The sequence below is a fragment of the Patescibacteria group bacterium genome, from assembly GCA_018897195.1.
Lineage (GTDB): Bacteria > Patescibacteriota > Patescibacteriia > Patescibacteriales > UBA12075 > JAHILH01.
This window is the reverse complement of the sequence record JAHILH010000001.1, coordinates 514289-539912: the sequence shown is the minus strand read 5'-3', so window position 1 is coordinate 539912 and position 25624 is coordinate 514289. Positions and strand designations below refer to the sequence as shown.

27 protein-coding genes and 2 tRNA genes are annotated in these 25624 nt (G+C 37.6%); all 29 read left to right on the top strand.

What is annotated here, in order from left to right; translation table 11 throughout:
- Positions 1-59 precede the first annotated feature (59 nt).
- The 29 genes from KKD45_02670 (at position 60) to KKD45_02530 (ending at position 25573) form a co-directional block, all read left to right on the top strand.
- Entirely contained in the window at positions 60-440 is a 381-nt protein-coding gene (locus KKD45_02670) for a DUF559 domain-containing protein (GenBank protein MBU4309404.1), read from the top strand.
- A 50-nt stretch (positions 441-490) separates the two neighbouring features.
- Entirely contained in the window at positions 491-1987 is a 1497-nt protein-coding gene (locus KKD45_02665; GenBank protein MBU4309403.1) for a ComEC family competence protein, read from the top strand.
- Positions 1988-2363: 376 nt separating this feature from the next.
- A tRNA-Pro gene (locus KKD45_02660) sits at positions 2364-2437 on the top strand.
- Between the two features lie 13 nt (positions 2438-2450).
- Positions 2451-2532, top strand: a tRNA-Leu gene (locus KKD45_02655).
- Between the two features lie 118 nt (positions 2533-2650).
- A complete protein-coding gene (locus KKD45_02650) occupies positions 2651-3028 on the top strand; it encodes a hypothetical protein (GenBank protein MBU4309402.1) in 378 nt (125 codons plus the stop codon).
- 146 nt (positions 3029-3174) lie between these two features.
- Entirely contained in the window at positions 3175-3606 is a 432-nt protein-coding gene (locus KKD45_02645; GenBank protein MBU4309401.1) for a hypothetical protein, read from the top strand.
- Positions 3603-4916, top strand: a complete 1314-nt coding sequence (rlmD, locus tag KKD45_02640; GenBank protein ID MBU4309400.1) for a 23S rRNA (uracil(1939)-C(5))-methyltransferase RlmD — start codon at positions 3603-3605, stop codon at positions 4914-4916. The genes KKD45_02645 and rlmD overlap by 4 nt, the downstream gene beginning before the upstream one ends.
- A 299-nt stretch (positions 4917-5215) precedes the next feature.
- On the top strand, positions 5216-5800 hold the full coding sequence (gene rdgB / locus KKD45_02635) for an RdgB/HAM1 family non-canonical purine NTP pyrophosphatase (protein MBU4309399.1): 585 nt from the start codon (positions 5216-5218) through the stop codon (positions 5798-5800).
- Complete coding sequence (locus KKD45_02630; GenBank protein ID MBU4309398.1) at positions 5793-6497, top strand: DNA alkylation repair protein; 705 nt, start codon at positions 5793-5795, stop codon at positions 6495-6497. Before rdgB ends, KKD45_02630 begins: the two co-directional genes overlap by 8 nt.
- 134 nt (positions 6498-6631) lie before the next feature.
- Positions 6632-7783 carry a glycosyltransferase family 4 protein gene (locus KKD45_02625; GenBank protein MBU4309397.1) on the top strand — a complete coding sequence of 384 codons (1152 nt, stop codon included), beginning with the start codon at positions 6632-6634 and terminating at the stop codon, positions 7781-7783.
- 11 nt (positions 7784-7794) lie between these two features.
- The gene (locus KKD45_02620; GenBank protein MBU4309396.1) at positions 7795-8586 is read left to right on the top strand and encodes an NUDIX domain-containing protein; all 792 of its coding nucleotides are present in this window, start codon (positions 7795-7797) and stop codon (positions 8584-8586) included.
- 109 nt (positions 8587-8695) lie between these two features.
- A complete protein-coding gene (locus tag KKD45_02615; protein MBU4309395.1) occupies positions 8696-8995 on the top strand; it encodes a hypothetical protein in 300 nt (99 codons plus the stop codon).
- A gap of 2 nt (positions 8996-8997) precedes the next feature.
- Positions 8998-10113: a glycosyltransferase gene (locus tag KKD45_02610; GenBank protein MBU4309394.1), complete on the top strand. Its 1116-nt coding sequence runs from the start codon at positions 8998-9000 to the stop codon at positions 10111-10113.
- A 63-nt stretch (positions 10114-10176) separates the two neighbouring features.
- Complete coding sequence (locus KKD45_02605) at positions 10177-11301, top strand: HAMP domain-containing histidine kinase (protein ID MBU4309393.1); 1125 nt, start codon at positions 10177-10179, stop codon at positions 11299-11301.
- 56 nt (positions 11302-11357) lie between these two features.
- A complete protein-coding gene (locus KKD45_02600) occupies positions 11358-11738 on the top strand; it encodes a response regulator (GenBank protein ID MBU4309392.1) in 381 nt (126 codons plus the stop codon).
- A gap of 247 nt (positions 11739-11985) precedes the next feature.
- A complete protein-coding gene (locus KKD45_02595; GenBank protein MBU4309391.1) occupies positions 11986-13611 on the top strand; it encodes a hypothetical protein in 1626 nt (541 codons plus the stop codon).
- A 136-nt stretch (positions 13612-13747) separates the two neighbouring features.
- Positions 13748-15484, top strand: a complete 1737-nt coding sequence (locus KKD45_02590) for a methyl-accepting chemotaxis protein (GenBank protein MBU4309390.1) — start codon at positions 13748-13750, stop codon at positions 15482-15484.
- 61 nt (positions 15485-15545) lie between these two features.
- Complete coding sequence (locus KKD45_02585) at positions 15546-16130, top strand: chemotaxis protein CheW (protein MBU4309389.1); 585 nt, start codon at positions 15546-15548, stop codon at positions 16128-16130.
- Between the two features lie 61 nt (positions 16131-16191).
- Entirely contained in the window at positions 16192-16551 is a 360-nt protein-coding gene (locus tag KKD45_02580; GenBank protein ID MBU4309388.1) for a response regulator, read from the top strand.
- A 25-nt stretch (positions 16552-16576) separates the two neighbouring features.
- Positions 16577-16936, top strand: coding sequence for a response regulator (locus tag KKD45_02575; GenBank protein MBU4309387.1), 360 nt, complete (start codon positions 16577-16579; stop codon positions 16934-16936).
- 9 nt (positions 16937-16945) lie between these two features.
- On the top strand, positions 16946-17986 hold the full coding sequence (cheB, locus tag KKD45_02570) for a chemotaxis-specific protein-glutamate methyltransferase CheB (GenBank protein ID MBU4309386.1): 1041 nt from the start codon (positions 16946-16948) through the stop codon (positions 17984-17986).
- A gap of 53 nt (positions 17987-18039) precedes the next feature.
- Positions 18040-19902 (top strand): chemotaxis protein CheA, encoded by a 1863-nt coding sequence (locus KKD45_02565; GenBank protein ID MBU4309385.1) that lies wholly within the window; start codon positions 18040-18042, stop codon positions 19900-19902.
- Positions 19903-19906: 4 nt separating this feature from the next.
- A complete protein-coding gene (locus KKD45_02560) occupies positions 19907-20518 on the top strand; it encodes a chemotaxis protein CheC (GenBank protein MBU4309384.1) in 612 nt (203 codons plus the stop codon).
- Between the two features lie 46 nt (positions 20519-20564).
- Entirely contained in the window at positions 20565-21176 is a 612-nt protein-coding gene (locus tag KKD45_02555; protein MBU4309383.1) for a chemotaxis protein CheC, read from the top strand.
- Positions 21177-21222: 46 nt separating this feature from the next.
- Positions 21223-21834, top strand: coding sequence for a chemotaxis protein CheC (locus KKD45_02550; GenBank protein ID MBU4309382.1), 612 nt, complete (start codon positions 21223-21225; stop codon positions 21832-21834).
- Between the two features lie 34 nt (positions 21835-21868).
- Complete coding sequence (locus tag KKD45_02545) at positions 21869-22351, top strand: chemotaxis protein CheD (GenBank protein ID MBU4309381.1); 483 nt, start codon at positions 21869-21871, stop codon at positions 22349-22351.
- Between the two features lie 17 nt (positions 22352-22368).
- Positions 22369-22737, top strand: a complete 369-nt coding sequence (locus KKD45_02540; protein MBU4309380.1) for a response regulator — start codon at positions 22369-22371, stop codon at positions 22735-22737.
- A 17-nt stretch (positions 22738-22754) separates the two neighbouring features.
- The gene (locus tag KKD45_02535) at positions 22755-24446 is read left to right on the top strand and encodes a GspE/PulE family protein (protein MBU4309379.1); all 1692 of its coding nucleotides are present in this window, start codon (positions 22755-22757) and stop codon (positions 24444-24446) included.
- Positions 24447-24478: 32 nt separating this feature from the next.
- On the top strand, positions 24479-25573 hold the full coding sequence (locus tag KKD45_02530; GenBank protein MBU4309378.1) for a type II secretion system F family protein: 1095 nt from the start codon (positions 24479-24481) through the stop codon (positions 25571-25573).
- Positions 25574-25624: the final 51 nt, after the last annotated feature.

Here is a 25624-nt window from a genome sequence, read left to right as displayed (position 1 = left end):
CTATAATACTCCCTCGCCCCGCGGGAGAGGGTTGGGGTGAGGGGCAGTCTTAGAAAAAAATGACAAAATTATTTAACCAACCCCAACAAAAAAATATCCGTAAAGTTTTAAGAAAACAGCCCATAACTTGTGAGCGAATTTTATGGGGAAGAGTCAGAGATAGTCAGCTCGGGGATTTTAAATTTAAAAAACAATTCGGTATTGATAAATATATAGTTGATTTTTGTTGTTTTGAGGCTAAGTTAGTTGTTGAACTTGATGGCGCTACGCATAGCACTGACAAGGAAATTCAATATGACGTTAAGCGACAAAAATTTTTAGAAGAGCAGGGTTTTTTAGTAAAGAGGTATAACAATTCAGACGTAAAAGAAAATTTAATATTAGTATTGGAGGATATTGTGGCGACATGTCGAGAGCGGGTAAACATTCTTCATTTATAAACCGACCCCTCACCCTGGCCCTCTCCCGCGGGGCGAGGGAATATATTAGCATGCTTCCTTTTTCCAAATCAAAACTATTCTTCTATTCCTGTCTCGCCTTTATAACCGGCATTACCATCGCATCTTTTTTGCCTATTAGCTTCCTTAAAAATGACATCCAGTGGTTTGCTGCCAGTATCATTTTCACAGTTCTGACTTTTTTAGTCTGGAATACAGCCAATAAGAAACATATCCTAATAAATATGTTTTTTTTACTTAGCTTTTTTGCTTTGCTTGGCATCTGGCGTTTCTCTTTGACAATTCCAAAAACGGACGCTAATAAGATTTGGTATTATAATAATCAAGAAGTGCAATTGATTGGCAAGGTGAGTGAAGAGCCGAGTTTAAAAAAGAGTAATCAGAAAATAACTCTTAATAATCTACAAATCGCAAAGCAGGAATTTAAACTCCCTCGCCCCGCGGGAGAGGGTCGGGGTGAGGGGGAAGTGGTTGAAGGTAAGGTTTTAGTGACAACAAATCTCTATCCCGAATTTGCCTACGGCGATGTCGTCTCATTGACCTGTAAATTAAAAGCACCAGAAGAATTTGAAGGTTTTGCGTATGATAAATATCTGGCGCGCTATGATATTTATAGCGTTTGTTATTATCCCAAAAATATCAAAAAGCTGGATACGGAGCTGGACGTGGTCGATTTAATTTATTCCAATATCTATAAATTCAAAAATATCCTGCGCACCAAAATTAACCAAGGCATGAGCGAGCCGGAAGCGAGTTTTGGGCGGGCGATGATTTTGGGGGATATGGGAGCGATGGATGAGAATTTGAATAATAGTTTTGCACGCACGGGTTTGAGCCACGTGATCTCGATTTCCGGGTCGCACGTCGCGATTCTGATTGTCATCTTGGCCTTCGTTTTCTTGGCGCTTGGATTTTGGCGGCAGCAACTTTTTTATGTGATTTCAATAACCTTGACGGTGTATATTATTATGATTGGCGCGACCGCGGCAGCGGTGCGGTCATTGGTGATGGGTATGCTTGTTTTGCTTGGCATACATTTAGGTCGACTCAATCGTATGGACATTTCTCTAGTTTTTGCCGCAGCGGTTATGCTATTATTCAATCCCATGTTGCTACGTTATGACGCTGGCTTCCAGCTGTCGTTCTTGGCGGTTTTTGCGATTATTTTTTTGCATCCACAATTTCTTAAACTTTACGCAAAGTTAATTGATAAATATCCATTTTTAAATAGGCAATTTTACAAAATCTTCTTCGAGATTATTTCGATTTCATTGCTAATTCAGATTCTCACTTTCCCAATCTTATTTTTCAGTTTCAAGCAATTTTCTCTCATCGCCCCCTTGGCAAATTTATTAATTCTCTGGACGCTGCCGTTCTTGTTAGCGTCGCTAATTGCTGGTCTGATTGCCAGTTTTGTTTTCCCAAGTTTTGCTCTGGTCTTATTTTTTCCCGCCAAAATTTCCTTGGCTTATATAATTTTTATTGCCCAAACTCTCGAAAAGCTACCCTGGGCTTATCTGAAATTCTAGATTACTGTGTTTAATTTACTCTTAATGTTTCCCATGCTATACTATAAGTAGAAAGATAGATAAAGAGTATCTGTCTTCTGAAAAAGCTTCACCAAGAGCTAACAAGATTTGGATCAAAATAGTAGACATTGGCTTTCCGCAGTTTTCCGCACCTCGTGAGGTAGGAAATAGGAAAATGGTTCAAAAGATTTCTTGCTCATGTGCATGTTTGGATGAATTTATTTCACCTGAATTACAGGAGCCCGAATGAATCTGTTGTTCACAACAGAACCGGTAGATACTTCAGCCAATTCTTGTATGGTCTCATTTGGTGGGGCTTTTTTAGTTGTCAAAAAGACTTGAAACCGTAACGGTTGGTTGTTAGAATATTAATTATCGGGATGTGGTCTAGAAGCTTAAGGCGCATGGCTGGGGGTCATGAAAACGCAGGTTTAAATCCTGTCGTCCCGACAATTATAAAAAAGCCGACGTGGTGAAATTGGTAGACACGCTAGATTCAGGTTCTAGTGAATTTATTCGTGCGAGTTCAAGTCTCGCCGTCGGCACTGTTGTGGGATGAAAAAAGAGTGAATTTTTTTGCTGATTGACTTTTTTATAGAATTGTGTTAGATTTTTTTATATTTACTTTAAATAAACAAATAGATTAAAAAAAGGAGGTGCGAGATGGGCTCACGGGAACGGAAAATTCAACAAGATTTTCTTAAAAACTTGTGGCCTGTCATGGTCGCGATTATCAGTAATAATGAGGAGCGCTTCTTGGTGGTTAAGGAAATGGTTAATTTTTCAAAATGCGTTATTGGAGTCGCTGATAGCCAAGCCGCTGCCTGGAACTGTGTTTTAGATGAATGCCGTGAAATGCAACAAGCGACCTGGAGCCATGGCGTTCAGTTTAAGGACTGGCTCTTGGAAGATAGAGCCATGTATAAGTACGAATTGGTTGACCCGGATTTCTTGGGAATGCCAATGCTGTGGACCGTGGTTGTGGAGATCCATAAATTAAACAAAAGTAATTGCTTGGCTTTTCTCCTGAAAAATCTTTAAAAATATCGCCCCAAGTCTGATTTACAGGTTTGGGGTTTTTTATTTGTAAAATTGTCCAAACTTGACGTTCTGCCTTGAATTTTTTAATAAAAGTGCTATTATAAGTGTATTATTATTTATAAGTCGCTGTTTAGCGTTACACATTTATGGAATACAAAAGACACCCCGAAAACTTATTTAATCACTTATTATCGATAATTTTTATTTATCCCATGATAGCCCCTTTGCTGGTTTTAGATTTTTTTCTAGAAATTTATCATAATATTGCTTTTCGTCTCTACGGTCTTCCTTTGGTTGATCGTTCGAAGTATGTTAGAATTGACAGACATCGACTTCCTTATTTAGGGCCAGTAGCAAAGCTAAATTGTCTTTATTGTGGTTATGCCAATGGCTTATTGGCTTATGCAGTTAAGGTTGCCGGCGAGACGGAGGTTTATTGGTGTGGGATCAAACACAAATCCGGTAATGGCTATATTGAGCCGAAACATCATGAAGATTTTTTGGCTTATGGTGATGAGGTGGCTTATCGTCAACTTGGTAAAGAAAAAGTTTGTAAATTAAGCAAGGAAAAAATATGAGTAAACTGGATAAAGAATTTGAAGTAGTTATTGATAGAATGCATCATACGGGCGAGGGAGTGGGGCGATATAAAAATCGTTCTATTTTTGTGTTTGGCACGATGGTGGGCGAGCGAGTTTTGGTGCGACCAATTAAGGTAAGTCGGGGCAAGGCGAAGGCGCAGGTCTTGCAGATTTTGGATTCGTCAGCGGATCGTCAAAAGGAAAAAGAGAATCATTATTTATCATGTAGTCCATGGCAAATTATTAATTATCCAAAGCAATTAGAGTATAAGGCTGAGATGGCTAAGAAATTATTTAGTAATGAGATGGGTTTAGTGCCTGACGAAGCGGTGATGATTGTTGGCTCCAAGGCTGAATGGCAGTATCGCAATAAAATGGAATTTAGTTTTGTAAAAAAAGAAACCGATGATCTGAGCCTGGCTTTTCACGTCCGTGGTCGTCGCTATGATTGTTATGAATTGGATGAATGTGTTTTGGCGAGTGAGAAGATAAACAGCGTGGCAAGTGCGGTGGTTAAGATTTTGAATGAGCGCCAAGTTGGAATTGAGTCTTTAAAAAATTTGGTGTTGCGTTATAGTCAGGCCGAGGATAAGTGTTTGGCAGTTTTATATGTGAAGGATGAGAATTTTGCAATTTTTGATTTGGCTCTTAATGAAGTGGTTGGCTGGCAAATAATTTACTCAGACCCGCAATCGCCCGCGACGGTGATAACCAAGGTTTTGCATCAGCAGGGCCGTGATTACTTGGAAGAGAAAATTGATTTCTTAAAATTGCGTTTTCGTCATTCTAATTTTTTTCAAATCAACCCGCCCTTATTTGGTGAGCTGATGAATTTTGTTAAAGATAATATTAAAAAGGGTGGAGACTTGATTGATCTCTATGCTGGCGTGGGCACGATTGGTTTCTTTTTGACCAAACAATTTAATAATATTATTAGTGTTGAGTTAGATGATGAAGCGGTGAAGATTGCACAGGAAAATATTGCTATCAATAATTTGCAAAACATCACTTTACATTCCGGCGCCTCAGAAAAGCAGGACTTGAATGGTATTTTTTCTTTAGCCAAAACTTTGGTAGTGGATCCGCCGCGCAGTGGCCTACATCCTAAGGTGACGAAGGCAATTTTGAAATCAAAAATAAAACAGTTTATATATATATCTTGCAATCCCTTGACGCAAGCCAAGGACATGCGCTTGTTAAAGCAGAAATATAAAGTAAAAAAATGGCGCTTGTTTGATCTGTATCCGCAGACACCGCACATGGAAAGCGTTTTAATTCTGAGACGGAAAATTTGGGGATGGTTTTAATTCCACCGTCATCCCCGCGAAGGCGGGGATCCAGGCGCCACAGATTTTGGATACATAATTATAGAGACTAATCTTGATAAAATTTTAATAACAATAAATACTTTTTTATATTTTTATTATTAAAATCTACGCGCTCTCGCTTGTGTCACTTTTGGAAGCAAAAGTAACCAAAACTTTTGGGGGTGTTCAATGCACTATCACAAGCAAAGGTTTTGTTATTTTAAGACTGGCGTTTAGTTCACACCCCCAAACCCCCGTGGTTATTTTAATTTTATTTTTTAATTGTAAATGATAAATCTATGAAAATAATCTTCGCCACTCATAATGAGGGCAAATTAATCGAAATGAAAAAAATCCTCCATGACTTCGAGGTGGTCGGTGCCGAAGAGGCTGGTGTTTTTGAAGATGTTGTCGAGGACGGCGCCACTTTTGCTGAAAATGCATTAAAGAAGGCGCGTTTTGTTGTGAGCAAAACTGGCGCGATGGCCATTGCTGATGATTCTGGCGCTTGCATCAAGGCGCTTGATGGTGCCCCGGGAATTTTTTCCGCTCGCTGGGCGGGTGATAATGATATTGCCGATTTTACTTTGGAAAAAATAAAAGACGTTCCCGAAAGTCAACGTCAAGCTTGGTTTGAAACCGCTGCCGCTCTCGTTTTACCAGACGGTCGCGAATTTGTTTTCACAGGTCAAATGCATGGTAATATGACTTTTGAGAAAAGAGGTGAGTCCTTGCCAAAATTACCCTATGACTCAATTTTTATTCCCGATGGACACACGCTAACTTGTGCTGAGATGGGCAATGAAGCGAAAAACAAAATCAGCCACCGTGGTCAGGCGTTTTTGGAGTTGCGGGAGTTTTTGTTAAATCATAAAAATGTCTAAGATTGAAAATTTGAAAAAAGATTTGCACGCTCTGGCTAGTTCTCATCAGGCTGCACTGTTGCAGCGATTTTTCAAAACCAGTCCGGGTGAATATGGCGAGGGAGATATATTTCTCGGTATTAAGGTGCCGGTGCAGAGAATTATCGTGAAAAAATATCGCGATTTACCCTTAGTAGATGTTTTGGATTTTTTGCAAAGCCAGATTCATGAACAGCGGATGGTGGCCTTATTGATTTTGGTGGAGAAATTCAAGCGCGGGAAAGATAATGAAAAAGAGCAAATATTTAAGGCTTATTTGGGTAACACGAAATGGATAAATAATTGGGATTTGGTAGATGTAACCTGCCATCATATTGTGGGGCAATATTTAGCCGATAAAGACCGTGGCGTCTTGTATGACTTGGCAAAATCAACAGATTTATGGCAAAAACGGATTGCCGTGGTGTCAACTTTTGCTTTTATACGTAATAATGATTTTTATGATATACTTAAGATAGCGGAAATATTGGTTAATGATAAACACGACTTGATTCAAAAAGCGGTGGGTTGGATGTTGCGAGAGGTGGGGAAGCGCGATCAAATGGTGGAGGAGGTTTTTTTGAAGAAATATTACCAGACAATGCCGCGGACGATGTTGCGGTATGCGATTGAAAAATTCAGCGAGAGCGAGAGAAGGTTTTATCTAGGAAAGAAATAAATCTTTTCTGTCATCCTGGAGCGGAGCGATAGGATCTTCGACTACGTAAAAAACGTACAAAGTGGAAGATTCTATCACTACACTTCGTTTCGTTCCAGAATGACAAGATAGATTAATAACTGTAAATAAAAAATATGAAAATATTACAAATCAATTGTGTCTATCCTCCCTACAAAAGCGGCATGAGTAATTCGGTCGCTCGTTTTGGTGAGCAACTAGTTGCGGCCGGTGATGAGGCGACTGTTATGACGCTTGATTTTGGTCATAAGGCGGAAGAGGTTATTGGTGGTGTGAAGGTCATTCGCCTGAAGCCGTGGTTGCGCTTGGGTTTGGCGGGATTTTTGCCACAGTTACTTTGGAAATTGCGCGGTTATGACGCGGTGGTCTTGCACTATCCCTTTTTTGGTGCGGCCGAGGTGGTTTGGTTGGCGAAGTTACTTTATGGCAAGAAAATAAAGTTGTTTATTTATTATCACATGGATACGGGCGAGTTGGTGGGCTTAGCGCGAGCATTGAGCTTGCCGGCGCGAATGATTAAGACAATGCTGTTTAGACAGGCGGAAAAGATTATGGTCTCGAGTTTAGACTATGCTGAGCATGGGGCGATTGGAGATTATTATTTAAGGAACAAGGAGCAATTTGTCGAGATTCCCTTTGGAGTTGATATTGAGAAATTTAAATGTGTAAAATGTTCATCAAAAACTGATCCATCTCAAGATGGCGAATTAAACTTTGTCCTGGATATTCTTTTTGTGGCCGCTTTGGATCGTGCTCATTATTTCAAGGGCGTCGATATTCTATTGCACGCCGTGGGTCGTTTGCGTGAGCGAGGGATAAGTAATTGGCGCTTGAATATTGTTGGCGATGGCGATATGCGCCGTGAATACGAGTTGTTGGCGAAATCTCTAAATATTGGCGACCGAGTCGTTTTTCGCGGTCGTTTAAGCGATGAAGAATTAGTTAACATTTACAAAACGGTTAATTTATTTATTCTGTCATCAATAAATAACCACGAAGCCTTTGGTATCGTCTTGATTGAAGCGATGGCGTCTGGCAATCCCGTGGTTGCTTCTAATTTGCCGGGCGTGCGTAGTGTTTTTGTTGATGGAGAGCAAGGTTTCTTGTCGCGACCAGGTGATATTGAAGATTTGAAAAAGAAAATCGCGCTTTTTGTTCAAGATGAAAATTTGAGTCGAACAATGGGTAATAGGGCACGACGTCTAGTTGAAGAAAAGTACTCCTTGGGCGTGATGGGGAAGAAATTTAGGGAAATATTGCAATTATAAAGTTATATTCTATGAAAACATTTTGGGCAGGTGGATTTTTGTATAATCCAAAAATTAATTCTGTATTATTGCATAAGCGAGATGCAAATACAAAGTTTAATCCAAATGCTTGGGCTTTTTTTGGAGGATTGAATGAAGATTTAGAAACACCAATTAATTGTTTCATTAGAGAACTTAATGAGGAGATTGGGGTTAAAGTCGCTCCAGTAGATGTTGTCGAGGTATGTGATTATTTTAATGAAGAATTTCAAACGCATCGGTATGTATTTTATGTTTTAAATAAAATGGAAAAATCAGAATTTGTTTTAGGGGAAGGTGCAGATTTTGATTGGGTTGCTGTTGATAAAATCAATGAATTAAATCTAACTGAAAAAACTTTGAGAGATTTGAAATTATTTATTTTGATAAAAAGTGAAATGCAGAACATTGTTAACGAATTAAAAAAGGCACAGAGTCAAGAAAGATGCCTACGAAAGGCTTATGACGTTTTGATTGCCAAATATCACGGCGAACGAATTAAAACCATTACTAAATTGTTTAATATTCTTGAGAGTGATATTGAGGCTTTATGGCGTAAGAATGGTTTTTTGCACTGTACTAATATTAATTATATACTAAAATCATTATTAGTAGGGAGTGGTTTTTTTAAGAAAGAGGATGTGAGAACCCGTTGGGCCTTGATTTGGTATGTTTCACCACATCAATATGTTCAAGTTAGAATTAATGATAAATGGATTAATGTCGATGTCTGGGCGCATACTTTCGGAATAGAGCTTGGGGACCATGCGCACGGATTTCACTAATTTGATTTATTTAATTGTTTTAAAAAATACACGGCCTCGCCCAAGGCAGGCAGGCGCGTAAAATTAACAAGGAAAAAGACTTAAGTTGATAAAAAAGTATAATAATATGATCGATTTACAAAAATTACAAAAAGATGTTTTTGCCAATAAAGTTACTAAGGGATTTAATGTCACTGATGTCAATTTTGAATTTGGATTGACGCATGGCGAATTGGCCGAGGCGTTTACCGCATACCATAAGAAGCTTCCTGATTTGGGAGAAGAATTGGCTGATGTGGTAATTTATTTACTCGGTCTAGCGGAGATTTTGAATATTGATTTAGAAGAAGAGCTTTTGAAAAAAGTTGAAAAAAATAAGAATCGTGTTTATAAGATTATCGATGGAGTTAATACTAGAATTAAAGATTAAATATGACGACTGACAATAATATTAAAACTAAAAAAATCGCCGTTGTCCACGACCATCTCAGTTGGCCCGGCGGTGGCGAGCGGACGGCTTTGATTATGGCAGAGGAATTGGGCGCGGACTTTATTACCGCCTATGCTATTGACGGCGTTTATGCGGATTATCGTGAGCGCTTGGGCAAGCGCTTTATCGTGTTGTCTGGTGGTATAATCGATTTGCGCATTATTCGCTTTTTTCATACTCGTCTGATTTTTTGGCTAGCGCGTAAGCGCTTGAAGTCTTATGACACCCTGATTGCGTCCGGACAGCCGGCGACTGAAGCGGTGGCTTTTTATAGTCGCAAAGATGCCAGAAAAATAGTCTATACGCACACACCGCCGCGACGGATTTATGATATGCGCGAGTTTAGTCGAAAGACGTATCCGTTTTTTTTGCGACCTTTGTTTGATATTTTTGTGTGGATGTGGCGCCGTTCTTATGAATATGCCGTGCGTCAGTTTGATGTCAATATTGCCAACTCACAAAATATCGCCAATCGTCTCTTGCGTTATGCTGATCTCAAGGCTGACGCGATTGTTTGGCCGCCGATTGCGACTGATAAATTCCAGTGGATTAAGCAAGGGGATTATTTTTTGTCTTGGGGGCGCGTGGATGAGGCGAAGCGGATTGATGTCATTGTGGAGGCGTTTAAAAAAATGCCACAACAAAAATTAATCGTGGCCTCGAGCGGACCCTGTTTCGAGCGAGTACAAAAATTGGCCGAAGGTTGCGCTAATATCGAAATGTTGGGCTATGTGCCGGATGAAAAATTGCGCGAGCTAGTTGGTTCTTGCCGCGCCGCGATTTATATTCCCATGGACGAAGATGCGGGTATGACGCAACTTGAGGCGAATGCGGCTGGTAAGCCCGTGCTAGGCGTGGCTGAAGGGGGATTGCTTGAGACAATCGAAGATGGTGAGACGGGGATTTTGATTCGTTCCAATCCAGACAAGGATAATGTGTCCGAAGCTGTGCAAAAAATGAGCGCGGAATGGTGCCTGGCTCGACGAATTCAATGCGAAGAGCAAGCGCAAAAATATGGAAAAGAAGTTTTTGTGAAGAGGATTAAAGAGTTGCTATAAAAAATATTTTACCAAAAAAACATTTTCCTGTATAATGTCAGCATAAGAATAAATTGAAATTTTGTGAATATATTAAAAAAGATAGTTTTTGTTTTTTTGTTATTTGTTTTAAGCTTGGTGTCGGTTTTTGTTTTCTTGAGTGATTACGAACAAGTTGGAGAGGCTCTTGTTTTGTTTTTAGCTTTTTTGGCCTTCGGCGTTGTTTATTTTTCGGTCAAGAATTTATTAGCAAAAAACAGAGATATTGCCTTGGCAATTGGCGAAATGGCGGCCGGTAATCTTAACAAGCAGATTAAAATCGAAAAAAGGGATGAACTTAGCCAGATTGCAGATTCTTTAAATAATTTAATGGAGCGCTTAAAGTCTGGAGTGGCAATGGATACTTCTGTAAGTCGAGAATTAGAGCAGGCTAAAGCTGATTTTGTGTCCTTGGCTTCGCATCAGCTGCGAACGCCATTATCAATTGTAAAGTGGTATTCAGATTATATTTTGTGTGGCGATGCTGGCGAAATAAATGCGGAACAAAAAAAATATCTAGGCGAAATTTTTAAAACTAATCAACGTATGATTGATTTGGTAAATGCCTTACTGGATGTTTCTCGGATTGACTTGGGAACTTTCTCGATTGAACCTGAACCGACAGATATTATTAAGAAAGCCAATGAAGCGGTGAAGAAATACGAAAGCATTATCAAACTTAAGAAAGTTATCTTTGAGAAAAATTTTGAAAAAATGCCCTTATTAAATCTTGATCCGCGCTTAATTTTGATTGTTTTGGAAAATATTTTATCTAATGCGGTGAAATATACTCCAGACGGAGGCAGAGTTCGTTTTACAATCAAGAAGACTGATGTCAACATCTTGATTAAAGTTTCTGATACTGGTGTTGGCGTATCTCGCGAACTTCGATCTAAAATGTTTTCTAAAATGTTTCGCGCGGCTGATGCCAAGAAAATGGTTGCTGGTGGTAATGGTCTTGGTCTTTATGTGGCCAAGGCAGTAATTGAAAAATCTGGCGGTAAGATTTGGTTTGAATCGCCGAGTATGGAGTTTTTTATTGAAGAAGGTGGTAAGAAGGCCTGGAAGAACCTGATGAAAAGCGGATTAGGAACAACTTTTTTTATTACTATTCCTTTAAAAGGAATGAAGAAACGGGCGGGAACGAAGCAACTAGAGAATATTGAATAAGCTTATCACAGGACAATTATATTTTAATTGATGTGTTATTTAGATGTTATAATTTTATGTCAGAAAAAAAAACAGTATTAATTGCTGAAGATGAGATGGCAATACTTGATGCTTTATCAAACAAATTTAAAAAAGCCGGTTTTAATGTTTTGCGAGCTGGCGACGGAGAAGAGGCTTACGAAATTGCCGTGGATAAAAAACCGGACTTGATTATGTTGGATATTCTAATGCCAAAATTTGATGGCATAACGGTGATGAAGAAAATAAGAGCTGAACAGACTTGGGGCAACAAGGTGCCAATAATTATTTTGACTAATTTAAACGACCACGAGAGCATGATGGAAGCGGCGGAAAATAATGCTTTCTTTTTGGTGAAAACAGAGTGGAAATTAGACGATGTAGTTGAATTAGCTAATAAAAAAATAGCTGGATTATAAAAACATGATAATAGATACTGACAAAATTGGCATAACGATTTTTAAAGTGCTTTCAATAGAATTTGCGCTTTTAATTGTTATATATGTTTTGTTAAAAATTTTGTAATGGAGACTGGTATTACTTTTTAAATCTTTAGGATGGTAAGAGAAATTTTTTCTTTTACTTTTTTTACGTTTTAATGTTTGTTAAATTTGTTAAACGAAACAAATATTTTGTTCTTATATATTTTTATGTTATAATAATTTTATGTCATTAATTAAGGGGAAAAAACAGACTGTTATCCAAAAAATTAGTTTTGGATTTTTTATTATCTTCGTTTTTACCGCCCTCATGGGGGGTATTTTTTTAATTGTCTTGTCAGTGGTCAGGGATAATGTCGAATCAACTATTAATAATATTATTTATTCCAATTCTTATGTTGAGGAGTTGGGTATGAAAATTGCACAGATAAAAGACGTTAGTCATTTATACCAGATCGGCTATTTAGTGTCCTCTAATGGTTTGGCTACTATTTCTGCCGGGGAAGTAAAAAAACAAGAAGAGGGGTACTATGATAAGGGAAATGAGCTATTTTTGAAGATTATGGCTGATGTTTCGGGCAGCTTGAGCAATATTGAAAATATCCCCAAGATTGATGGCGATGTTGTCTTGTCTGCTCAGCGACTTAAAGAAAAATCAGTCCTCTTGCAAGAAGTAAATGATAAGTTACTAAGCTCTTACCATGAGCATGATAATGACATTCAGGAAAATTTGAATAATTTTGACAATATCTATAATGAGGCATTGGGTGATATATCGCGCCTAAGTCGTAAATTAAATGAAAAATATAGCGTTAATGCAATAACTATCGGTAATTTTTTGAAAATCCTAATGCTTCTCAATGTTTTTATGATTGTCTTTATTGTCATAGTGGGTATATTTTTTTCGCGACATTTTTCTAAAACAATTAGGGCAATATTAGTATCACCAATTAGGGATGTAAAGAAAATGGCTTCAAATATTATTAGCTTTCTTAGTAAAAATAAGGAAATATCAGAGAATGTGTCTAATATTTCTAGCGAAGTGGCCGAGGGAGCTATAATGCAATCCAGAAAATCAGGAGAAATATCATTATTAGTAAGAGAGATGGCAGAGTCAGCTGAGCAAATTTCAAGTGTTATTAAAGAGGCTAATGATTCAGTATCACTGGCCTCGCAAATGGCCAAACGAGCTGAGGGTAATAGCCGTAATTCACAAAAAAGTTTGAGCGATATTAGGAATATTGTCATGAACACTCTGGAAATTGCACAAGGAATGTCTTACAAATCAAAAAGTATTTATAATATTGTTGGAGTCATTGATAATATTTCCGAACAAACAAATTTATTAGCTCTTAACGCTTCAATTGAGGCAGCTGCCGCCGGTGAAGCTGGTCGCGGTTTCGCGATTGTTGCAGAGGAAGTGCGAAAATTAGCCGATGAGACAAATAAAGCCACGGAGGATATTAGAAAATTGATCGATGATCTAACAATGGGTATTAGCGAGACTGTGGAGTCGGCTGATACTGGTGAAAAAATAATGACTAAGGGCATGAACGATGTTGATAATATGATTGTTGAATTAGCTCAAATAACAGAATCAATTGAAGTAGTTGTTGCCAGAACCGCGGAATTATTTATCGGTGTGCGAAAGCAAACGGAGAGCGTGCAGGAAATAACCAATGCCTTTGACTCTGTGTCAAGCGTTACTGAGCAAAATTCGATGAATGCTAGTAAATTATTAGATATTATTAAAGAGCTTAATTTATCCAACAAGGGTATTTCCAAAATATCCTCCCAGGTTGCTGGTTTATCTGATTTGTTAAGAGATTTGGTTTATAGAACTAGGAAGTAGAATATTTATCCACAGAAGAAGATTAGTCGCTTCTGTAAAATTATGTTATAATTAATTTGTAAAATAATAACTTTGGCAAATTGATATTTTCTTATGATTAATAATCGTATCAATATCAATTGCTCTATATAAAAAAATGATGGATTTTAAAAATTTAACAATCGGCAAAAGAATTATTTTGGGCTTTGCTTCCATTTTTGTTGTTTTTCTGATTTTCTTGGGAATTATCTTTTTTAGCATGAAGATAATTCAAACAGATATTAATCAGGCAATTATCTCTAACGAGATTGTGGTTAGCTTGAACAAGATGGACATAGCTGTGGAAAAAATGTATTCGTCGCATGCTTCATTTGTGGAAGGAATGGCGGATTATCTATTCGCCATAAAAAATGGTGAGACCGACTATTCCGGAAATATGAAAATGGAAGATGCTATTATGAAGGGCGAAGGCTTGTTTAATGAAAATAAAAAAATTTTTCTGGAACAGTTGGGCGAACTAACAACCACGGATGCTAGTTTTTTTAACAAGGAGGATTTGGCAAGTTTAAAAGCAATGGATGCTAGCATGACTTCTCAGGAGGAATACAAGAATGGTATTTTAGCGGCTTATCGGGCTAAAGATCAGGCAATGATTGCAGGGAAAATGGATTTATTTGATAGACATTATGCGGAAATGACAGCTGGAATAAAAGTTATTAACGCTAACGTAGAAAAAATATTTCAAGACGACATGGATAATTCCGCAAGCAGGCTTAATTTCCTATTATTAATGATATACGCTTTGTCAGTCCTGGGTGTAGTTATCGGCGGATTGGCTATTTATATTATCACCAAGTCGGTCAATTATCGTTTGAATAGCTCAATTTCTCAAATGATTTCCTCGGCTAATGCTTTGGCAGCGACTGCACAACAGAACTCTGCAGCCGCACAACAGACATCGTCAATTTCACAGCAAGTGGCAGCTGGTGCCACTGAACAATCAAGACAGGCTGGAGATGTCGGTAAAGCGATTTCTGCTATGGCGAGCTCAGTGCAGCAAATGTCCGCTTCGGCCCAAGAGGCAGCTTCGACGGCAGAAAAGTCTTCCGATTTAGCGCAAGAGGCTGGACAAGCTAGTGAAAAATCAAGATCAAGTTTAGATGCTATTAAGAGTATTGTTTCAAATACAGCGACAATGACTAAGGGTGTATCTGGAAAATCAAAAAAGATTGGCGACATTGTGGAAACAATAACCGGTATTGCCAAGCAAACAAATCTTTTAGCCTTGAATGCCAATATTGAAGCAGCGCGTGCGGGCGAAGCGGGTCGTGGTTTTGCGGTGGTGGCTGATGAAGTGAGAAAATTAGCTGAGGGCTCAAGTAGCGCCGCTGATCAGATTAAGCTTTTGGTTGCTGACATGATTTCCAGTATTGACGAAACGACCAGGGTGGCCGAAGAGGGAACCAAGACAGTGGAGGAGAGCTCGGTGGTTATTAATGGCACTATTAGTTCATTGCAAAATATTTCCGCATCAGTAATGCAGGTTTCTGCCAAGATTCAAGAGTTGTCAGCTGGCATTCAACAACAAGCAGCCAGCACACAACAGATTGCTAAGAGTATGGATTCAATTACTTCAATTGCGGAACAAAATTCAGCCGGCGCACAACAACTATCAGCCACAACGCAACAGCAAAGTTCAGCGAATCAACAGGTGGCCGCCGCCGCACAGCAATTACAAGCGCTTTCAACTGATTTGATGAGCTTGATAAGAGCAGTCAGTGAGGTGGGTGACAATATTGAACAAAAGGTTAGTGTTAAAAAGATAGTCAAGAAAAAGGCGGTAAAGCAGGAAGAGTTAGAAGGTGAGGAAGATGAAGATGGGGATGAAGAATAAGCTATAAATATTTAATTACAAAGCCCGCCAATGCTAAAGCTGTGGCGTGGTGAAGAAAAATATGAGCACTGTTGAAGATACAATTAAAAATGTTGCCAGGCAACAAGATCAAGATAAAAACAAAATTGAGAAAACAATGCAATTAGTTGTCTTTGAGCTTGATAAGGAGGAATATGCGGTAGAGATTGCTGATTTGCAAGAAATAATCACAATTCCAGACATTACGCCCATCCCTAATGCGCCTCATTTTATTAGCGGTATCTTGAATTTAAGAGGAAAAATAAGTGTGGTTGTTGATTTGGAAAAAAGATTTAATTTGGTTCGGGATAATAGTGATCGGATTGATGGTAATATAATAATTACCGAAGTGGATGGTAATAATTTTGGTGTAATTGTTGATAGAGTTAGCGAAATCATTACCGTGCCAGTGTCATCAATCCAAGCAACACCAGCCTTGGTTTCGTCAAAAATTCATGCCGAATATCTCAAAGGAGTAGTGGTGATCATTGATCAGGAGAAAAAAAAGAATGACCAGGAAAAGAAAAATGGTTCCCGCTTAGTAATTCTCTTAGATTTACAGAAAATGCTTCAGGAGAAGGAGTTGTTACAACTTGGTAAAACAATCAAGGATATAACAGAAAAATAATTTTATTAATTTAAATAATGATGGCAAGATCATTGATTTGTCATTATTAGATACTAAAAATATGAAAACAGATATTAAAATTTTAATGTCAGATGACTCGGCTTTTATGAGAAAAGTATTGAAAGATATTTTGCAGGGAGCAGGGTTTACAAATTTTATCGAAGCTTCAAATGGTAGAGAAGCATTAGAAAAATATCATGCTGAAAAGCCAGATTTGGTTCTTTTGGATGTGATTATGCCAGAAGTCGACGGCGTGGCCGTGGTTAAGGAGATTGGCAAGGAAGCCAATGTTATCATGGTTAGTGCTGTTGGACAGGAGAGTGTCATAAAAGAGGCTACTGAATATGGCGCGAAGGCGTTTATTGTTAAGCCATTTGACAAGAGTAAAGTATTGGAAACAATTGAGAAAGTAGTTGGTTAATTTTTGATTAATTTTGTATTATATGATGAATAAAGCAATAAAGGTGTTAATAGTTGATAATAGTATTTTGATAAAAAAAGTGCTAAAAGAAATTTTACAAGAGGCTGGATTTACGAATATTATTGAAGCTTCAAACGGTCGAGAGGCGCTTGAGAAATATCACGCCGAAAAGCCAGACTTGATCCTCTTGGATATAATCATGCCAGAAATTGACGGAATTGCCGTGGTTAAAGAGATTGGTAAAGAGGTGAATGTGATTATGGTAAGCGCTATTGGACAAGAAAACGTCATTAAAAAAGCGACTGATTATGGTGCCAAGGGCTACCTTGTCAAGCCATTTGATAAGGATAAAATGTTAGAAACGATTGAACAAGTCATGGCTTAATTTTATGTTATGAATAAAGATGAAAAAATAAGATTGCTAATAGTTGATGATAGTTTCTTGACAAGAAAAATATTAATCGAGCTATTAAAGGATGATCCGGAAATCGATATTGTTGGCGAGGCCATAGATGGAGAAGATGCTTTTTTGAAGACAAAAATTCTGCGCCCCGATGTCATTACCATGGATTATAATATGCCCCTAGTGAATGGTTTGGAGGCGATTAAAAAGATCAAGGCTGCTATGGATATTTTTCCTGCAATTCTAATGGTGTCAGGAAATACCATGGAAGGAGCGACAGAAACATTGGAGTGTTTAAAACATGGAGCCATCGATTTTATTCCCAAACCATCAGGCGAGCTATCCCTGGATATCAAAAAAATTCAAAGAGAGTTGATTAATAAGATTAAAATAGCGGCTAAGGTTAAAAAAACAGATTATAAAGAAATAGAAAGAAAGGAAAAAATTAAAAAAGATAGCAAGATTAGCGTCGTGGTTATTGGAGCCTCAACCGGCGGACCGCCAGTAATAGAAGAAATAATTTCTTCATTGGCGAAGGATATCAAGGCACCAATTCTAGTGGTGCAGCACATGCCTGAGCATTTTACGGCTAGTTTAGCCAATCGATTGGATGGCCTGTCTGAGTTAAGTGTTGTGGAAGCATCAGAGGGAGAAGAACTTTTGCCTGGTAAATGTATTATTGCCAGAGGTGGTAAGCACATGTTGTTGAATAAAATGGTTGATGGGCGCGTAGTTATTCATTTGGATGACAAACCGTTGCGAAATGGTTTTCGTCCTTCGATTGATTATACCATGGAATCGGTAGCGAAACTTTATGGAAAAAAAACCATGGGAATCGTTTTGACTGGTATGGGCCGAGACGGTAGTGATGGTATGGTTGAAATTGAAAATGAGAGTGGCTATACAATTACACAACTACCAGAAGAGGCAGTTGTTGATTCAATGCCTCGTTCTGCTTGGGATACGGGTGTGATTGATGAGAGCTTGGGGGTTAAAGATATAATTAAAAAAATAAAAGAATTATGTTTTTAATTTAATTTTACATTATCAATAAATATTTTTTTATAAGTTTAAAATTTTCAAACATGACCGACATCTCAAAATTTAAAGATTTATACGTTTCCGAAAGTGAGGATCAGCTGCAAATTTTAAATGAAAATTTGCTTGTTTTGGAAAAGGCAATTAATAATGGCGAATCTAATGATTCTGTAAAAGATGTTTTAGATGTCTTGATGCGAGCCTCGCATACCATTAAAGGCTCTTCAGCAACGATGAGTTTTATTGATATGGCTTATTTGGCTCATGTCATGGAAGATGTTTATGATGGCGCGCGAAACAACATCGTGGAGCTGACTCCAGAAATGATTGATTATGCCTTTCAGGCAGTTGATAAGCTAGAGGAATCCTTGGATTCGATTAAGCAGACTGACAAGGAATTGGTCTTAAAGGGTTTGGCTGATGAGTTAAAAAAAGCAACTGGCGTTAATACTGAAGGGGTCGGCAAGTCAAATAGAAAAAAGGCGGAGGATGCAAAAGCGGAGGATGCAAAAGCGGAAAATCAAATAAAAGCAGGGTTGGAAGTGCCACGGTCAGTTGAGATCAAAATCGAAGAACCAAAAATCGAAGAACCAAAAATCGAAGAACCAAAAATCGAAGAACCAAAAATCGAAGAACCAAAAATCGAAGAACCAAAAATCGAAGATAAGGATATTGATAACCAAAAAACGATAAAAACAAAGACTGGGACTGGCAGGGACGAGATTGATGATTCGGTTAAAAAAATTGAATATATTAAAGTGCCGATAAAAAGATTAGATGCTTTGATGGATTTGGTGGAGGAGTTGGTAATAGACAAAATGGCCTTACAGCGCATGGGTTTAAAAAATAAAGAGTTGCAAGAAGTTACGGACCACGTCGGCTTATTAATTCAAAGTCTGCAGTATGAAGTGATGCAAGCACGATTGGTGCCGGTGGAGCAGGTTTTTGCTCGTTTCCCACGTATGGTTAGGGACTTATCAAAGAGGCAGGAGAAGAAAGTGGAATTTTTTGTTCATGGCTCTGATTTAGAATTAGATCGATCAATTGTTGACAAGTTGGGAGAGCCATTAGTACATCTACTTAGAAACGCTATTGACCACGGCATTAAAACAGAAGGTTACGTAAGATTGGAAGCAAAACGTGACCGTGAAAATGCTTTAATAATCGTGGAGAATAATGATCAGTCAATTGATATAGAAAAAGTTAAGCAGGCCGCTGTTAAAAGAGGCATTGCTAGCGCCAAGGAGGTTGATCTTATGACCAATCAGGAAGTTATGAATTTGTTATTCCATCCAAAACTTTCTACCAACGATGTGGTTACCGAAATTTCCGGTCGTGGTGTTGGCTTGAATGTAGTTAAATCATTCGCGGAATCATCTGGTGGTCGAGTTATTGTTGAAAATCTAAATCCAGGTGCGCGGTTCACTTTAGAACTGCCTTTGACTTTGGCAATCATTAATTCTTTATTGGTGGAGGTTGGTGAATTGATTTATGCTATCCCTTTTTCCAATATTGATAGATCTGTTTTAGTTAATGCTGAAAATATAAAAAGAATGGCTGACAATAATGTTGCCATTGTTGATGGCATAAAAGTGCCCTTGATTGATTTGCGGGAGAAATTTGGCAATATAATTGTTGTTGACAATAATCATGTCATTGAAAAGAGTGAGAAAGCTGACGATGAAGTGCTTAAAAATGTTGACAAGGTGGTAGTGATTGTTAAGAAAGGCGATGAATTAATTGGCTTAGTGATAGACAAGTTAGTGGGTGAGCAGGAAGTGACAGTGAAGCCATTGTCACCAATTTTGCGAAATGTCAGGGGTTTTTCTGGTTCAACAATCCTGGGTGATGGTCGGACAATTTTAATTTTAGATATTGTGAATTTATTATTAACAAATTTTAAGAAATAAAAATATGCTACAAACCAAATTGGATGAAATTCAAATTGATCAACTCATGGAGATTATGAATATTGGTGCCAGCCACGCCTCAACGGCGCTTTCGCGGTTGGTTAATCAGCCGGTGGGATTGTCAATACCCTTTGTTCATATGGATACAGTTAACAACGTTAATAAATATTATAGTCAATGTGATGAAACAATTAGTGCGGCTCTGGTAAAAGTCTCCGGTGATATTAAGGGGGCAATGTATTTTTTATTTTCGTATAAAAATAAGAAAAAATTAACCGATTTATTGTTGCTTGGCATAAAAGACAAAAGTATTAAAGATGAGCTAAATGCGACGGTTGTTGAAGAGCTTGGTAATATTTTGTCAGGGGCGTCATTGGCGGCTTTTTCCAAATTTATGAACTTAAACTTGCCCCATTCAGCCTCTGAAGTGTTGGACGGAACCCTAAGGGAGGTTGTGGAAAGAGTCAGTGCTGGAGCTGTAGGCGTGGATGGAACAGTTTTGATGTTTCAAATTGATTTTACGATTGGCGATGACAAGGTGGATACTAATTTTATGTTTTTTATTGACGATAAGGCTACAAAAACATTATTAGATGCTTTAAAATTAAAATATTAGAGTTGTGTGAATAATTATTTATAGCACATTAATCAAAGACAATTTTATGAAATTAGAAATAAGTGAATTCCAGATCGATCAACTGAAAGAAATTATGAATATTGGGGCTAGCCATGCTTCAACGGCCTTGTCACAAATGGTTGAACAGCCAGTTGATTTGACAATTCCATATGCGCACATTGATACTATTGATAATATTGAGAAATATTTTACCAATCCCAATGATCAGGTAAGAGCGGTTTTGATAAAAGTCTTTGGTGACATTAATGGCTTGATGTATTTTTTGTTTTCGCATAAAAATGAGCAAAAATTAATTGATTTATTGTTGAAGTACATAAAAGATAAGAAAATAAAAAAAGAGCTTGAATCGTCGGTGGTAGAGGAGCTCGGTAATGTTTTAGTTGGCGCTTCACTGACCGCCTTTTCCAAATTTTTAGATTTAAATTTGCTTCATTCTTTTTCTAAGGTTTTTTGTGGAAGTTTAATTGATGTAGTTAAAAAGGTCGGTATCGAGGTTGTGGGTGAGAAGGGCGTGGCATTGATGTTTCAAATTGATTTTAGTATCAGTGGAGAGCAGGACATAGATACAAATTTTATGTTTTTTATTGATGCGAAGGCAACAAAGACATTGTTAGATGCTTTAAAATTAAAATATTAAAATTGTGTAAAAAATTATTTTTTTACATGCTAACCAAGATAATTATATGCAACAAAGAATAGATGAGTTCCAAATCGATCAATTGAAGGAAATTATGAACATCGGTGCCAGCCATGCCTCAACGGCTTTGTCACAAATGATTCACAAAAAAGTAGATTTATCAGTGCCAAGGGCGTATGTTGATGAAATTCAAAATTTAAGTAAATTTATTGAAAATAAAGACGAGGAAGTAACAACGGCTATTTTAAAGATTTATGGCGATGCAAGTGGAGTAATGTTTTTTATGTTCTCCGACGGCGATGAGTCAAAAATAGCTACTATTTTAATGGATGATGTCGACTGTGCTGGCAGCCAAAAAGAGTTAGAGGTATCAGCTGTAAAAGAGGTTGGTAATATTATGGCTGGAGCCTCATTGTCGGCCTTTTCTAAGTTTTTAAACATGAGCCTTTTGCATTCCGTTGCGGATGTGGTTGTCGACACAGCAGATTCGATTATGAATTCAGTGGCTGTTGAAATTGGCAAAGTCTCTGGCGTAGTGTTAATTTTTGAAGTTAAATTTAATATTAAGGAGTTAAATGTTGGAACAAAATTTTTATTTATTGTTGATCCAGCGGCAACTGCTAAACTCTTGGCGGCAATAGAAGATAAGTATAAATAAGATCAATAATAATCGACTAATTAATATTTAGGGCATGGACCAGATAATCAATATAAATACCGGCGAGATGGCTGTTGCCAAAAGTGGAGCCGTTATTACAACATCGGGAATAGGCTCCTGTGTTTTTGTTTGTCTTTATGATAGCCTTAATAAGGTCGGGGGCGCGGTTCATTCTATGTTACCAACCAGAGTTACTCCTAAAAAAAGTGATGTTTTTGTATTTGATGAGAGCGATAGTATTGGTAAATATGTTGATGAAGCAATTGTTAAATTAGTGGACGATGTTATTAGGGCTGGCGCAAAAAAAGAAAATCTAAAAGCTAAAATTGTTGGCGGTTCAAGCATGTTTAAGGTTTTCGATACCAGTAAAATTGGCAATGAAAATGTTAAGGCGGCTGAAAAAATTTTACAATTATTAAATGTACCCGTTAAGGCAGAATCAACTGGTGGTCACATCGGACGGAGTGCGAAATTTAATTTAGGGAATGGGGTGGTAGAGGTGATGGTGAGAATGTAATTTTTTAAATTTAGAATATGCGAGTTCTTGTAGTTGAAAAAGATAATACAACTAAAACAATTTATCAATCAGAGCTTTATCAACAGAATATCACTGTAGATTTAGCTTCAAATGGTGAAGAAGGTTTAAAGATGGCTAGTGAAAATAAGCCGGATTTAATTTTACTTGAACTTGTTTCGCCACGTATAAATGGCTTTGATTTTTTGGCAAAAATTAAAAAAGACAAAATATTAAAAGATGTTAAAGTTTTAGTGGCCTCAATTTTGTCACAAAAAAAAGACATTGATGAGGCGCTGGCGCTGGGGGCTTATAAATATTTGCAAAAAGATTCTTATTCGCAAAAGCAGATTATCGCAACAGTGTTGGAGGCGTTAATGGAGGAATAAAATTAAAAGGGAGGCTTATGAAGTTGTCAAATAATCAATTGAAGATTTTACTGTTGGGATCAAACTTGATTCCCTGGGATAAACTGGAAACAGTAGTAAAAGAGGCGGATTTAAAAAATCTCTCTCTTTTAGATTATTTGCCGTCAACCAATTTGGTGACACCAGATCAGTTGGGGAAAATTGTGGCTGAAGAGTTGAAAATTAGTTTTGCTAATTTACGCGAGGAGAAATTGGATGAAAAATTATTAAATTTAATTCCCGAAAGAGTAGCGCGGGCACGCGGAGTAATTGTTTTTGAGAAGAATGATAATTTTGCCAAGGTAGGCATGACCAATCCGGATGATATTGAGATAATGCACTTGGTCCAGAAAAAGATTGGCAAAAAAATTATTCCATATTATATTACAAGGCATGACTTGGAATATGCTCTGGGAAAATATAAGGGTAGCGCGCAGGAAAAATTCAAAAAAATCCTACAAAAATTAAAAAATAAATCAATTTCCGTTACTCAGAAAGATGAATTGACGGTTGAAATCGTGGATGTAATTTTGGAATATGGCTACCAAAGCAAAGCCTCTGATATTCATATCGAGCCTTTTATTAATGAGATTATGATTCGATTTCGGGTCGATGGTATTTTGCACGATGTCTTAAATGTCCCTAAGAGTTTGTCAGAATTAATTGTGTCGAGAATTAAAATCATGGCCAAGATGCGTACGGACGAACACCGGGCAGCGCAGGATGGCAAGATTAGTTTTAAAACCGCCTTGGAGGATTTAGATGTTCGTGTTTCGATTTTGCCGACAGCTAATGGTGAAAAAGTAGTGATGCGTTTGTTGTCATCCAAAAATCGCAACTATGGCTTGGAAGATTTGGGTTTTTTTGATGATAATTTGAAATTAATCAACAAGACAATTAAAAATCCGCACGGTATGATTCTGGTGACTGGTCCCACTGGTTCCGGTAAAACAACAACTGTCTATGGTATTTTAAAAATCTTAAATAAACGTGAAATTAATATTTCTTCAATTGAAGATCCGGTGGAGTATAATGTGGAAGGCGTTAATCAGATTCAGGTAAATAATAAAACTAATTTAACCTTTGCTAATGGTTTGCGGGCAATTTTACGTCAAGATCCAGACATTATCATGATTGGAGAAATTCGTGATGAAGAAACGGCCAATATTGCCGTTAATTCAGCTTTAACAGGTCACTTAGTGTTGTCTACTTTGCATACAAATGATGCGGCCACTACCTTGCCTCGTTTTTTGGAAATGGGCATTGAACCATTTTTGGTCGCCTCGACAGTCAATGTGGCTATTGCCCAAAGATTGGTGCGGCGTATTTGCCGCAAGTGTATCGTTTCTTATCAAATATCTGAAGATGAATTGAGAATCATTGAAAAAAGTAAAGCTATTCAAAATATTTTGAAATTAGAAGGACAGACAGATTTTAAAAATATGCGTTTCTATAAAGGTCTGGGTTGTCCTGTTTGTGGTAACACTGGTTTTTCTGGACGTATTGGCGTTTTTGAAATTTTGGAAATGACTGAAAGGATTCGTGGCTTGGTTATTGATCGCGTGAATAGCGACGTGATTTTAAAGGCGGCTAAAGAAGAGGGTATGACGGTCATGCTTCATGATGGGGTTAGAAAGATTTTTAATGGTGAGACGACGATCATGGAAGTGGTACGGGTCACCATGGATTAGGGCGAAAATTTGAAATTCAAAATTAGATATTTATGCAAAAAATAAACAATCCTAAAAAAAGCGCGCTAGATATGGATATTAGTATCGGTGGTATTAATTTTGGTCAAAAAATTACCTTTGCGAAGCATTTGGCCGTGATGTTGAAGTCTGGTTTGACGATTACAGAGGCTTTGGATATTGTCTACGGACAGGCTGAAGGAAAGTTAAAGAAAGTTATTGGTGTGATTAAACGATCGGTTGATGCAGGCAATTCTTTATCAGTTTCGCTGGGAAAATTTCCCAAAATTTTTCCACCTATTTTTGTAAATACAGTTTTTGTGGGTGAGTCGTCGGGAACCTTGGATGAGAATTTAGATAACTTGGCTAATCATTTAAAAAAGGACAAGGAGTTGATGGATAAGATTAAAGGCGCGATGGTATATCCGATGATTGTTTTGACCTTGGCTTTCGTTTTAGCTATGGCGATTTCTTTTGTCGTTTTACCAAAAATAACGCCGCTATTCAAGGGCTTGGGTATGGATTTGCCAATGTCGACTCGGGTCTTAATCGCTTTTTCTGATATTATCCAAAAACAAGGTAAACTTCTTTTTCCGATGATTGTTGCGGGGGTAATATTTTTATTATGGATATTTAGACAGAAGTTTTTTAAACCGGTGTCTGATTATTTAATTTTGCAAATTCCGATTGTAAAAAATATTAGCCGCAATAAAAATTTAACGATTTTTTCTTCTACCCTGGGAACACTATTAAAAAGTGGTTTAAATATTGACGAGGCCTTGCGCATTACTAAGGATACGATTGATAATTATTATTATCGAAAGGCCTTGGAAGATTTGGCTATGAAGACTAGGCAAGGAACCAAAATGTCGGAGAACCTTAGTCGTCATGGCAATCTTTTTCCGTCTCTTTTGGTGAGCATGCTTAAGATTGGTGAAAATTCCGGTCGCTTGGAAGAGGTATTGACGTATTTGGCTGATTATTATGAAACTGAGGTTAATAATGCCACTAAAACTCTTTCAACCGCCATTGAGCCGATGCTTTTGATTTTTATTGGTTTAATGGTTGGTGGTTTGGCGATTGCTATTATCACACCTATCTATAAGATGACGGGCAATGTGCAGAATTAGTAATTTTCTTGCATATTTATCTTAAATATGATAAAAAATCTGTATCGAAAT